The sequence below is a fragment of the Streptococcus sp. SO4 genome, assembly GCF_030440055.1.
GTDB lineage: Bacteria > Bacillota > Bacilli > Lactobacillales > Streptococcaceae > Streptococcus > Streptococcus nidrosiense.
Map to the genome: position 1 here is coordinate 139,217 of NZ_JAQFJI010000003.1, position 11,591 is coordinate 150,807.

The 11,591-nt window shown below is 39.9% G+C and carries 14 protein-coding genes; 3 read left to right on the top strand and 11 right to left on the bottom strand.

Annotation, left to right across the window (positions count from 1 at the left end; translation table 11 throughout):
• Positions 1 to 2: 2 nt before the first annotated feature.
• From PCY08_RS02825 to PCY08_RS02865, 9 genes are all read right to left on the bottom strand, one after another.
• On the bottom strand, positions 3 to 1,061 hold the full coding sequence (locus PCY08_RS02825; protein WP_301559353.1) for an ABC transporter permease: 1,059 nt from the start codon (positions 1,059 to 1,061) through the stop codon (positions 3 to 5).
• Positions 1,061 to 2,590, bottom strand: a complete 1,530-nt coding sequence (locus tag PCY08_RS02830) for an ABC transporter ATP-binding protein (RefSeq protein ID WP_301559354.1) — start codon at positions 2,588 to 2,590, stop codon at positions 1,061 to 1,063. Before PCY08_RS02830 ends, PCY08_RS02825 begins: the two co-directional genes overlap by 1 nt.
• Positions 2,591 to 2,731: 141 nt before the next feature.
• Positions 2,732 to 3,787, bottom strand: coding sequence for a BMP family protein (locus PCY08_RS02835; RefSeq protein WP_301559355.1), 1,056 nt, complete (start codon positions 3,785 to 3,787; stop codon positions 2,732 to 2,734).
• A 90-nt stretch (positions 3,788 to 3,877) separates the two neighbouring features.
• Positions 3,878 to 4,267 (bottom strand): cytidine deaminase, encoded by a 390-nt coding sequence (locus PCY08_RS02840; protein ID WP_301559356.1) that lies wholly within the window; start codon positions 4,265 to 4,267, stop codon positions 3,878 to 3,880.
• A complete protein-coding gene (deoC, locus tag PCY08_RS02845; protein ID WP_301559357.1) occupies positions 4,254 to 4,916 on the bottom strand; it encodes a deoxyribose-phosphate aldolase in 663 nt (220 codons plus the stop codon). Before deoC ends, PCY08_RS02840 begins: the two co-directional genes overlap by 14 nt.
• Before the next feature lie 17 nt (positions 4,917 to 4,933).
• The gene (locus PCY08_RS02850) at positions 4,934 to 6,217 is read right to left on the bottom strand and encodes a pyrimidine-nucleoside phosphorylase (RefSeq protein WP_301559358.1); all 1,284 of its coding nucleotides are present in this window, start codon (positions 6,215 to 6,217) and stop codon (positions 4,934 to 4,936) included.
• Positions 6,214 to 6,804, bottom strand: a complete 591-nt coding sequence (locus PCY08_RS02855; protein WP_301559359.1) for a class I SAM-dependent methyltransferase — start codon at positions 6,802 to 6,804, stop codon at positions 6,214 to 6,216. Before PCY08_RS02855 ends, PCY08_RS02850 begins: the two co-directional genes overlap by 4 nt.
• A gap of 107 nt (positions 6,805 to 6,911) precedes the next feature.
• Complete coding sequence (locus PCY08_RS02860) at positions 6,912 to 7,190, bottom strand: 1,4-dihydroxy-2-naphthoate prenyltransferase (protein ID WP_301559360.1); 279 nt, start codon at positions 7,188 to 7,190, stop codon at positions 6,912 to 6,914.
• Positions 7,191 to 7,358: 168 nt separating this feature from the next.
• The gene (locus PCY08_RS02865; RefSeq protein ID WP_301559361.1) at positions 7,359 to 7,763 is read right to left on the bottom strand and encodes a hypothetical protein; all 405 of its coding nucleotides are present in this window, start codon (positions 7,761 to 7,763) and stop codon (positions 7,359 to 7,361) included.
• Between the two features lie 201 nt (positions 7,764 to 7,964).
• On the opposite strand from PCY08_RS02865, the gene coaA reads away from it, so the two are divergent.
• The 3 genes from coaA (at position 7,965) to PCY08_RS02880 (ending at position 9,757) form a co-directional block, all read left to right on the top strand.
• On the top strand, positions 7,965 to 8,885 hold the full coding sequence (coaA, locus tag PCY08_RS02870; protein ID WP_301559362.1) for a type I pantothenate kinase: 921 nt from the start codon (positions 7,965 to 7,967) through the stop codon (positions 8,883 to 8,885).
• Positions 8,886 to 8,937: 52 nt separating this feature from the next.
• Positions 8,938 to 9,186 (top strand): 30S ribosomal protein S20, encoded by a 249-nt coding sequence (rpsT, locus tag PCY08_RS02875; protein WP_029689628.1) that lies wholly within the window; start codon positions 8,938 to 8,940, stop codon positions 9,184 to 9,186.
• 64 nt (positions 9,187 to 9,250) lie between these two features.
• On the top strand, positions 9,251 to 9,757 hold the full coding sequence (locus PCY08_RS02880) for a DNA topology modulation protein (RefSeq protein WP_301559363.1): 507 nt from the start codon (positions 9,251 to 9,253) through the stop codon (positions 9,755 to 9,757).
• A gap of 92 nt (positions 9,758 to 9,849) precedes the next feature.
• On the opposite strand, the gene PCY08_RS02885 is transcribed toward PCY08_RS02880, so the two are convergent.
• A complete protein-coding gene (locus PCY08_RS02885; RefSeq protein WP_301559364.1) occupies positions 9,850 to 10,581 on the bottom strand; it encodes an NAD-dependent protein deacylase in 732 nt (243 codons plus the stop codon).
• A 230-nt stretch (positions 10,582 to 10,811) separates the two neighbouring features.
• Positions 10,812 to 11,522 carry a purine-nucleoside phosphorylase gene (gene deoD, locus PCY08_RS02890; protein WP_004253139.1) on the bottom strand — a complete coding sequence of 237 codons (711 nt, stop codon included), beginning with the start codon at positions 11,520 to 11,522 and terminating at the stop codon, positions 10,812 to 10,814.
• Positions 11,523 to 11,591 lie beyond the last annotated feature (69 nt).

Sequence of the window (11,591 nt, forward strand, 5' to 3'; positions counted from 1 at the left end):
CCTTATTTACCTCCTTTAAGTTGTTTTCTTGGTTTGACAAAGCGTTCGATGATGTAGTGAACGCTGACAAAGAAGATAATTGAGGCTGTAACGATACTTACAAGCTCTGATGGTACTTGTGCTGCATTCATACCAGGGGCTCCAACTTGAAGCACTCCGAACAAGAAGGCTGCAAAGAGAATTCCAATCGGTGAGTTTGCAGCAAGTAGACTTACCGCCATACCATTAAATCCGATTGCCAATGATGAACCTTGAACATAGACGTTTTGGAAGGTACCAAGTCCTTCTACAGCTCCACCTAGACCTGCAAGAGCGCCTGAGATAATCATTGATAGAATAATGGTGCGTTTAGCTGAAATCCCTGCGTATTCAGAAGCATTTGGATTGAGACCAACTGCACGGATTTCAAAACCGAGAGTTGTCTTCTTAAGCAAGAACCAAATAACTGCAACTGCAATGATGGCAAAGAAAATCCCAATATTCATACGAGAGTTTCCTGTTAATTCAGCAAGCCAAGGTGTTTGATAAGTTGCGTTTGCACTTACTCGAATTGATGAGTCAGTACTTTGCATGATATCTTTCGGGAAAGAGTGGATAAAGGCATTACTTGTATAGAGAACAATGTAGTTCATCATGATGGTTACGATGACTTCAGATGTTCCAAGATAGGCTCTTAAAATACCAGGAATGGCACCAACGACTCCTCCAGCCACCAACGCAATGACAACTGTCGCAAGAATCAACAATGGACGTGGCAAATCTGGATTCGAAAGAGCGAACCAGCCACTCATAACCCAACCAGCGAGTGCTTGTCCTGGAAGACCAACGTTAAAGAAGCCAGCACGACTCGCAACTGCAAATCCAAGAGCAATCAAGACTAATGGCCCCATGGCACGGAAAATTTCACCGATTCCACGAACACTACCGAAGGCTGTGTAGAACAACTCTTCATAACCCCAAATAGCATCGTAGCCAAAAATCCACATAACGATGGCTCCAAGCAAGATTCCAAGGATAACAGAAATCAAGGGAACCGAAATTTGTTGTAATTTTTTAGACATCACTCTTCTCCTTTTTCCAATTCACCACCAGCCATCAAGACACCAAGTTCTTGCTTGTTGGTTGTTTCTGGTGTTACAATCCCTTGAATCTTACCATCATGAATAACAGCGATTCTATCTGAGACATTTAGAATCTCGTCTAGTTCAAAGCTGACTACAAGGACAGCTTTTCCATTATCACGTTCTTGAATCAAGCGTTTGTGAATGTACTCAATGGCACCGACGTCCAAACCACGAGTTGGTTGGCTGACGATGAGGAGATCAGGATTTCGATCAATCTCCCGAGCGATGATTGCTTTTTGTTGATTTCCTCCAGAAAGGGCTGAAGCTGGAACAATCTCGTTAGCAGCGCGAACATCAAACTCTTGCATCAATTTTTTTGCATAGTCAATGATATTCGTATAATTTAAAATTCCCTTTTTGCTAAGAGGTTCCTTATAGTAGGTTTGAAGAGCGATATTTTCAGAAATCATCATTTCCAAAACCAGACCATCACGGTGACGGTCTTCAGGAACGTGACCTACGCTTAGCTCAGTGATTTGGCGAGGATGCAAACCTACGATAGATTGGCCTTTCAATTCTACGCTACCAGATTCAATCTTACGAAGTCCTGTAATAGCTTGAATCAATTCAGACTGACCATTTCCATCAATCCCGGCAATCCCAACAATCTCACCAGCTCGAACATCGAGAGAAAGATTTTTAACTGCTGGAACCCCACGGTTTTCATTAACAACCAAGTCTTTGATGGAAAGAACGACTTCTTTAGGCTGGGGTGCTTGCTTCTCAGTTTTGAAGGAAACAGAACGTCCAACCATCATTTCTGCCAAGTCAGCGTTAGTCGCACCAGCAATCTCCACTGTTTCGATAGATTTCCCACGACGGATAACTGTAACACGATCAGATACTGCGCGAATCTCATCCAACTTATGGGTAATCAAGATAATGGATTTGCCTTCTTTGACCAGGTTCTTCATGATAGCCATCAACTCATCGATTTCTGACGGCGTCAAAACGGCAGTTGGTTCGTCAAAGATAAGAATATCGGCACCACGATAAAGTGTCTTCAATATTTCAACACGTTGTTGAGCACCAACAGAGATATCTGCTACTTTGGCTGAAGGATCCACAGCAAGACCATAACGCTCCGATAGTTCGTTAATTTCTCGAGTTGCTCGAGCAATATCTAGGACACCATTTTTGGTCAATTCACTTCCCAAAATGATATTTTCAGCAACTGTGAAAGCTTCAACCAACATAAAGTGCTGGTGAACCATCCCAATTCCTAAGCTAGCTGCTTTTGATGGCGAGTCTAATTTTACAACTTGACCGTTGACCACAATTTCACCACTAGTTGGTTCTAGAAGCCCTGCTAGCATGTTCATAAGAGTGGACTTCCCAGCTCCATTTTCTCCTAAAAGTGCATGAATTTCACCTTTACGAAGTTCAAGGTTAATCTTGTCGTTAGCGACAAATTCACCGAAAACTTTGGTAATTTCACGCATCTCAATGACATTTTCGTGTGCCATGTGCTCTTCCTTTCAGAGTTTTATTTTATTTCAATAAAACCTGCTAAAGAATTTTAGCAAGCTCTATTGAGACAAAACAATTTGTCTCAATTCTTAAAGAAGCGGCCACAGGCCGCTCCCCTAAGAAATGACTTTTATCTATTATTTTTCAGGAACTTTGATGCTACCATCTAGGATTTTAGCTTTTGCATCTTCAACAGCTTTTTTACCTTCTTCAGAAAGGTTAGTTGTTACTAGATCAACCCCTTTATCCTTCAATGAGTAAACGATCACTTGACCGCCAGGGAATTCACCTTTTTCAGCTTTGTTTGCGATATCTTGAACTGTTGTTCCGACTTGTTTCAAAGTAGAAGCAAGTACGAAGTTTGATTCTTTACCGTCTTTAGAAGTATATTTACCTTCGTCAACTTGGTCACGGTCTACACCGATAACCCAAACTTTTTCGCCTTCGTTTTTGCTTTCATTCAAAGATTTAGCTTCTGAGAAGACACCTGCACCAGTACCACCAGCTGCTTGGTAGATTACGTCTGCACCTGCAGCGTATTGAGCTGCAGCGATTGTTTTACCTTTAGCGGCATCACCAAATGAACCAGCATAGTCTACTTGTACTTTGATAGATGGGTCAACTGACTCAACACCAGCTTTGAAACCAGCTGCGAAACGAGAAATAACTTCAGATTCCATACCACCTACAAAACCAACTTGTTTTGTTTTAGTAGTTTTAGCTGCTGCTACACCTGCAAGGTAAGCTGCTTCGTTATCAGCAAATGTTACGCTTGCTACGTTCTTTTGATCTTTAATCACATCGTCGATCAAAACATAGTTCAAATCTGTATGTTCTTTCGCTGCTTCTTCAACTGCATTGTGAAGGGCAAAACCAACACCGAAGATCAAGTTGTAGCTTCCTGCTGCTTGGTTCAAGTTGTTAGCGTAGTCAGCTTCACTTGTTGATTGGAAGTATGTATATCCTTTATCTTTTGCAAGATTGTGCTCTTTACCCCAAGCTTGAAGACCTTCCCAAGCTGATTGGTTGAATGATTTGTCGTCAACACCACCAGTATCTGTAACGATAGCTGCTTTAGTCTTCAAATCAGAAGATGAAGAAGCTGCGTTACGAGAAGAGCGATTACCACATGCAGCAAGTCCAAATGCTGCTACTGCAACTAGACCAAGGCCTAGCCATTGTTTCTTGTTCATTACTGAACCTCCTAAATAAGATGCGCAACGAAGTTGCAAGTATGGATTGATTGGCCACAAGGACCATTGTCACTCAAAGAGTGACGCAGACTAATGCAAGTCTGTAAATGAGTATGGAAGTAATTCCCCGACCGTCATCTCGACCGTCGATTTATCTTTGGCAACTAGAGTCACCTTTAGATCTTGTTCAAAAAATTCGACCATAACTTGGCGACAAGCTCCACAAGGAGAAATAGGTTTCTCAGTTTGACCGTAAACAATCAATTCTGAAAACTCACGTTGTCCTTCAGAGACAGCTTTAAAAATGGCTGTTCTCTCACCGCAGTTGGTCAAGGGGTAGCTAGCATTTTCAATGTTAACCCCTGTATAGATACTTCCGTCCTTGGCTACCAAAACAGCGCCAATCGGAAAATGTGAGTAGGGAACGTAAGCTTTTTTACTAGTTTCAATCGCTAAATCAATCAACTCAGTAGTCGCCATCTGCTAACTCTCCTTTTAAGATTGCTACACCAGAAGATGTTCCGATACGAGTAGCTCCAGCTTCAACAAAGGCAACAGCATCTGCATAAGAACGAGCACCACCAGCAGCCTTAACCCCCATATCAGGTCCAACTGTCTGGCGCATTAATTTAACATCCGGTAGGGTTGCACCACCTGTTGAGAAGCCTGTTGACGTCTTGACAAAGTCTACTCCTGCTTTCTGAGCTAGCTGACAAGCTAGAACTTTTTCTTCATCAATCAACAAACAAGCCTCGATAATAACCTTAACCAGTTTGTCTCCGCTTGCTTCAACAACAGCTCGAATATCTGACTCAACTAAATCAGCATTCCCAGACTTGAGTGCTCCAACATTGATAACCATATCAATCTCATCAGCACCATTTTGGATAGCTTCTTTGGTTTCGAAAGCTTTAACAGCAGATGTTGTAGCTCCAAGTGGGAAGCCTACAACCGTACAAACCTTGACATCAGTATTTTCTAGACCAGATTTGGCATGAGCAACCCAGCAAGGATTGACACAAACACTGGCAAAATCATAATCTTTGGCTTCAGATAACAAACGATCAATTTGTTCCACTGTTGCATCTTGCTTCAAAAGCGTATGATCAATGTATTTATTTAATTTCATTTCGGTTTTTCCTTAAATCAGGAGATGATTTCAATGATTTCACGCGTTTTTATAGCTTCATCACTTATCTTAATTTTAACATAATTTTGGAAATCTGTAACTAGTTCCGGAGAAATTTTGCCATTTGCATATACTTTTGCAACAATTTCACCCTTTTTGACTGATTCTCCAACTTTCTTCTCAAAAACAATCCCTGTCTCATAGTCAAGAACATCTGTTTTAACGGCACGACCAGCACCCAATCTCATAGCAAAAAGACCAAACTCCATGGCTGGAAGTTCTGCGATAAGTCCGTCTTCTTGAGCAGGAATATCAACTACATGGTCAACCTTTACTGGACGATAGAGGTCTTCTAGGTCTCCACCCTGAGCTAGAACCATCTCTTCAAATTTCTTGAGAGCCTTACCATTTTCAAGATGTTGCCTTACTTCCTCAATAGTTTTTTCAACATTTGCTAATGATAACATAATCTGGGCCAACTCACAGATAAAGTGGCTAATATCTTGACGTCCTTTACCTTGAAGAATTTCCAGAGCTTCTAGGATTTCTAAACGATTACCAATGGCACATCCCAAAGGTTGACTCATATCAGTAATAACTGCTACTGTCTTACGACCTACAGTCTTACCAAGGTTTACCATGGTTTGAGCCAGTTGGCGTGCCTCATCAACTGTCTTCATAAAGGCACCTTCACCCACTGTTACATCAAGTAAGATAGCATCTGCTCCAGCAGCAATTTTTTTACTCATGACCGAACTAGCAATCAAGGGAATGGTATCCACTGTTGCCGTCACATCACGAAGGGCATAGAGAAGTTTGTCAGCCTTAACCAGTTGATCGGATTGCCCAATAACTGAAACACCAATACCTTGAACTTGTTTGATAAATTCATCCTGACTTCGTTCAATCTGAAAACCTTTGATGGATTCTAATTTATCGATAGTACCACCAGTGTGGCCTAAGCCCCTACCGCTCATCTTAGCCACTGGGACATCAAAACTGGCTACCAAGGGTGCTAGGATTAAAGTTACCTTGTCACCGACACCACCCGTAGAGTGTTTATCAACCTTGACACCATCTATAGCAGACAAATCAAACTCCTGACCTGTCTTAACCATATTCATGGTTAAATCAGAAATTTCTCTCGTGGTCATTCCTTGGAAGTAAACTGCCATGGCAAATGCTGACATCTGGTAGTCAGGAACAGTTCCTGCCACATAGCCTTCGATCAACCATTGGATTTCGTTCGAACTGAGTTCTTGCCCGTCTCTTTTTTTCTGGATTAGATCTACTGCTCTCATTCTTTCACACTTCTAAGGATATAATATCCCTTATCTTTCTTTACAACCTCGCAATTGCCAAAGACTTCTTCCATCTTACTTTTGGCACTAGGAGCTCCTTGTTTTTTCTGGATGACGATCGTCAAATCTCCACCATCTACTAAAAAGTCTATACTTTTCTCAATGATTTCGTGGACTACTTGCTTGCCAGCGCGTATAGGAGGATTCGAAATGACATGGTCAAATTGTCCTTCTACCTGCTCATAAATATTAGACTGGAAGATAGTCGCTTGAACCTTGTTTTTTACTGCATTTTGCTGGGCTAAATCCAGGGCACGTTTATTGATATCCACCATAGTTGCCTGGGTATCATAAGCCTTAACCAAAGACAAGCCTATTGGACCGTAGCCACAACCAACATCAAGTATTTTTTCACCTTTTTCAACATCAAGGCTTCTCAACAACAACTGACTTCCAAAGTCAATCATTTTTTTACTAAAGACACCAGCATCTGTCAAAAAGGTCATCTTTTGCCCAAGTAGCTCAACTCTAAGCTCATGAACATCATGGGCTGCATCTGGATTTTCTGCATAATACATTTTACTCATGATACTATTTTACCATAAAAATAAGTTATTTGTAAATCGTTTACAAAGGTATCAAGCCCTCAAATCATATTGTATTTACTCAAAAATAATATAAGTTCTGATTAGGATTAGGGACCTAGTAAAAAGTTCCCTACTGCCATGGTAATCGGAAAAGCAAAGATACAAGCTAAACCAAAAAAGAAGAGCCACCACTTTCTTTCAAAGAAAGCTAACACAAGATAGCCAAGTCCTATGAGTGGCAATAAGATAAAAAGGACAAAAATAGTCCAGTTATAGAAGTAAGGTCCTATTGAAAAGGAAAAATTCACCCAGTTTGGTGATAACCATAAAACAACTACAAATAGGCTGATAAAAACCAGCGTTTTTTCTCTTAATCTAGCTTTCATCTTAGTCCTCCTTTATAGGTTTTCCATCTTAGATTTTAACAAAGAAAGCGCTATTCTTCAATCTCAATCAATTATTGGAAACGAATGACAAGTCATTGGGAGCTACAAGGTATCACAGTTAGGATAAAACAACAAATTTATTGTCTATAATCAGACGCATTTTGATTACTATTGCTTTACCTTCAAATACTTAATTATCAACAGTATTCCCAATAAGATGTTTAGATAAAGGCCCAACTGATAAGTTTGTGTTAGGATTTCCAAACTTGTCCACAGTCGTATCAAATCTTCTATTGACATGCGGAATAAATAACCCTCTGTAGCAATCCACAAAATCAAAAATAGATAACTACTAGCAGCAAGCCATTTCGTCCACCGTTTTTTTAGTAAGAAAGCAATTAAGAGCGAACAGATAAAGACAGCTGTTACAATAGTATGTTCCATCAAAAAAGTAAAACCGTAATAGGTTTCCACAAAGCGTCTACCATTATCTGCATTGGCTCCTTTTATAAAAGGTAAAGCAAAACTTAAAATAAAACAGAGTTCCAATATGTAACTTTTTAAGATTTTCATAGTACACCTCCTATGAGTTGTGAACTAAAAAGCCCCCTTTATTAGCTGATAAAATCAGGAGAAACCAGCTCCTACTTCATCAATAATTTGTTCATCCTCTATCTACTTATAGTATATACTACTGACTTACCACATTCAAGAAACCGCTTCATTTTTTTAGCTTTTTATGGTATGATAGACAAAATATCTAGGGGAAAACAAATGACCAACGAATTTTTACATTTTGAAAAGATAAACCGCGAAACTTGGCAATCCTTGCATCGCAAAACAACTCCTCCCTTGACCGAGGAAGAATTAGATTCAATCAAGAGTTTCAATGACCAGATTAGCCTACAAGATGTTACTGATATCTATCTGCCACTGGCACATCTGATTCAGATTTACAAACGTTCCAAAGAAGACCTTGCCTTTTCAAAAGGCATTTTCCTTCAAAGAGAGAGCAAAAAACAGCCCTTTATTATCGGAGTTTCAGGAAGTGTCGCTGTCGGTAAATCAACCACTAGTCGTCTCTTGCAAATTTTGCTTTCTCGTATAGTCCCTGGAGCAAGTGTTGAACTGGTTACTACGGATGGTTTTTTATACCCAAACAGTGTCTTAATTGAGCAAGACATTCTCAACCGCAAGGGTTTTCCTGAGAGTTACGACATGGAAGCTTTGCTCAATTTCCTAGACCAACTTAAAAATGGGCAGGATGTTGATATCCCTGTTTATTCCCATGAAATCTATGATATTGTCCCTGGTCAAAAACAACGAGTAGAAGCCGCTGATTTTGTCATTGTTGAGGGAATCAATGTGTTCCAAAATCCCCATAATGACCGTCTCTATATTACTGATTTCTTTGACTTTTCAATCTATGTCGATGCCGCAGTCGAGGATATTGAAAGTTGGTATTTGGATCGTTTCTTAAAACTTTTGAGCTTTGCTCAAGATGATCCAGGCAACTATTACTACCGTTTCACTCAACTTCCTCTTAGTGAAGTCAAGGATTTTGCCCACCAAGTTTGGACCAGTATCAACCTAACCAATCTCCAGAATTACATTGAACCGACACGAAATCGTGCAGAGGTCATTCTCCATAAATCTAAAAATCACGAAATTGATGAAATTTACTTAAAAAAATAATTTTCCCTTGTCAAAACGTAAGTTTTCAGATATAATGGTATAGTTAGTAAAAATGGAGGTAAGAACATTGGCAAACATTAAATCAGCTATCAAACGCGCTGAATTGAACGTTAAACAAAACGAAAAGAACTCAGCTCAAAAATCAGCTATGCGTACTGCTATCAAAGCTTTTGAAGCAAACCCATCTGAAGAACTTTACCGTGCTGCCAGCTCAGCTATCGATAAAGCAGAAACTAAAGGTTTGATCCACAAAAACAAAGCTAGCCGTGATAAAGCACGTCTTGCAGCTAAACTTGGTTAATCTTTAACTGCATACAAAATGAGCTCTTCGGAGCTTTTTTTGTGCACATTTTCTGGAGGTTATTATGAAAATAGCTATCATTGGATATTCTGGATCAGGCAAATCTACTCTTGCTGAAAAACTATCTAAGCACTACTCCATCCCCAAACTTCATATGGACACACTTCAATTTCAGCCAGGCTGGGTAGACAGTGACCGTGACTGGATGCTTAAGCAAATGGAGACTTTCCTTACCAAACACAAAGATTGGATCATTGATGGCAACTACTCTTGGTGTTGCTATGAGGAAAGAATGGAGCAAGCTGACCAGATTATCTTTTTAAACTTTTCAGCGTGGACTTGTTTGCTAAGAGCCTTTAAGCGTTATTTAAAATATAGAGGAAAAGTCAGAGAAAGTATGGCTGCGGGATGTCCCGAGCAATTCAACTGGGAATTTATCCGTTGGATTCTTTGGGATGGACGAACGTCTTCTCACAAAAAACAGTACAACCAGCTTTGTCGTGACTATGCTGATAAAGTCACAATCATCAGCAATCAAAAAGAACTCAATCAATTTATAAATCAAATATAAGATTCCCTAGAAATGAAGAGAATCGTGTTCATAGTTTCTGAGTTCGTGATACAAAAAACTGAAGGAAGTATAGTCCTACTTCTTTCAGTTTTTTATTGTCTCAATTTAGAAAACACTTCTCCAATCTTACCTTCGATAACTAAATCAGCTTGGCTGTCTTGAGGAGTGCTGGACTTGTTGATAACGACAAGATTTGACCCTGAAAAATAATTGATGAGGCTAGCTGCAGGATAAACGACTAAGGAAGTTCCACCAATGATCAACAAATCTGCTTGCTGAATGACTCGGGCTGCTCGACTAAATACGTCCATATCTAGCGATTCCTCATAAAGAGTTACGTCAGGTTTAACCACATTGCCACAATCTAAGCAGTGAGGAACTGGACCTTCAAGTGCCAAAAATGCATTCAAATCATAAAATCGATGACAGCCCAAACAGTAATTACGATCTGCACTACCGTGCAGTTTCAAAACTTTCTGAGACCCCGCCATTTCATGCAAGCTATCAATATTTTGCGTCACAATCGCCTTTAATTTACCTGTTTTTTCTAACGACGCTAGATAATCATGTGCTAAATTTGGCTTGGCATCTGGATAGACGAGATACTTTTTGTAGAAATCAAAAAAATCCTCTGGATAGCGTTCAAACATGGTGCGTGAAACCAATTGCTCGGCAGTAAAATGGCGCCCCAACTTAAGACTATAAACACCATCAGAACTTCGAAAATCAGGAATATTAGACTCTGTAGAAACCCCTGCACCACCGAAAAAGACAATTCTCTGACTTTGGTCTATCAGTTCCTGTAATTGTTCAATCTTATCCATTTTACCCCTCCTTTAGTTTTTGTTCTAAAAAAGTTGAAAACCTTTAGCTTCTGTCAACCAGGCTTTCAACTTTATTTGATTATGATTTAGATATTAAACTGACTAGTCTCGGTTCTTTGACACAATTTGACGTTCTTCAAAGTCCTTATTCTCATCTATTTATAGGATTGAAGCAATGAACATGCTTATCATTTTGAGAACAAGAGTAATCTCATAAATGGAATCTGACTTTAGTCTGCAATCAAGGTCTCTAGACCAACCTTCATCATATCTGTGAAAGTATTTTGACGTTCTTCAGCTGTAGTGTCTTCTTCTGGGTTAACCAAACTATCTGAAATAGTCATGATAGCAAGGGCATCAACATGGTGTTGGGCAGCAAGATAGTAAAGGGCTGCTGCTTCCATCTCCACCGCTTTTACTCCCCACTTACCAAGCTCAATGTTCTTTTCAAAGTAGTTTGAGTAAAAGACATCTGATGACAAAACATTTCCTACGTGAGTAGTCATGCCGAGGTCTTTGGCAATATGGTAGGCTTTATCTAGCAAATCAAAGCTAGCAATTTGAGGAAAATCGTATTGAGGCCAGTCGTTACGGATGATGTTTGAGTTGGTAGCAGCTGCTTGCGCCAAGACCAATTCACGGACGTGAACATCCTCATTCAAAGATCCAGCCGTTCCTACACGGATCAATTTCTTCACACCGTAGTCAACAATCAACTCACGGGCATAGATAGAGATTGATGGCATTCCCATCCCTGTTCCCATAACAGAAACACGGTGCCCTTTGTAGGTACCTGTGTAACCAAACATGTTACGGACTTCGTTAAAGCAAACAGCATCTTCAAGGAAATTCTCAGCGATAAATTTCGCACGAAGAGGATCCCCAGGAAGAAGAATTTTATCAGCAATTTCACCCTGCTTAGCAGCAATATGGATAGACATAGTTTATGATACAAAGAGCGACCAGAAAGCGACTGAAAATTAGGAATCTGACGAGAAATCCTGATTTCT

Excerpts from the sequence above, each read along its gene's own strand:
- PCY08_RS02825 (WP_301559353.1), bottom strand. The coding sequence starts at position 1,061 with ATGTCTAAAAAATTACAACAAATTTCGGTTCCCTTGATTTCTGTTATC.
- PCY08_RS02830 (WP_301559354.1), bottom strand. The coding sequence starts at position 2,590 with ATGGCACACGAAAATGTCATTGAGATGCGTGAAATTACCAAAGTTTTC.
- PCY08_RS02835 (WP_301559355.1), bottom strand. The coding sequence starts at position 3,787 with ATGAACAAGAAACAATGGCTAGGCCTTGGTCTAGTTGCAGTAGCAGCA.
- PCY08_RS02840 (WP_301559356.1), bottom strand. The coding sequence starts at position 4,267 with ATGGCGACTACTGAGTTGATTGATTTAGCGATTGAAACTAGTAAAAAA.
- deoC (WP_301559357.1), bottom strand. The coding sequence starts at position 4,916 with ATGAAATTAAATAAATACATTGATCATACGCTTTTGAAGCAAGATGCA.
- PCY08_RS02850 (WP_301559358.1), bottom strand. The coding sequence starts at position 6,217 with ATGAGAGCAGTAGATCTAATCCAGAAAAAAAGAGACGGGCAAGAACTC.
- PCY08_RS02855 (WP_301559359.1), bottom strand. The coding sequence starts at position 6,804 with ATGAGTAAAATGTATTATGCAGAAAATCCAGATGCAGCCCATGATGTT.
- PCY08_RS02860 (WP_301559360.1), bottom strand. The coding sequence starts at position 7,190 with ATGAAAGCTAGATTAAGAGAAAAAACGCTGGTTTTTATCAGCCTATTT.
- PCY08_RS02865 (WP_301559361.1), bottom strand. The coding sequence starts at position 7,763 with ATGAAAATCTTAAAAAGTTACATATTGGAACTCTGTTTTATTTTAAGT.
- coaA (WP_301559362.1), top strand. The coding sequence starts at position 7,965 with ATGACCAACGAATTTTTACATTTTGAAAAGATAAACCGCGAAACTTGG.
- rpsT (WP_029689628.1), top strand. The coding sequence starts at position 8,938 with ATGGAGGTAAGAACATTGGCAAACATTAAATCAGCTATCAAACGCGCT.
- PCY08_RS02880 (WP_301559363.1), top strand. The coding sequence starts at position 9,251 with ATGAAAATAGCTATCATTGGATATTCTGGATCAGGCAAATCTACTCTT.
- PCY08_RS02885 (WP_301559364.1), bottom strand. The coding sequence starts at position 10,581 with ATGGATAAGATTGAACAATTACAGGAACTGATAGACCAAAGTCAGAGA.
- deoD (WP_004253139.1), bottom strand. The coding sequence starts at position 11,522 with ATGTCTATCCATATTGCTGCTAAGCAGGGTGAAATTGCTGATAAAATT.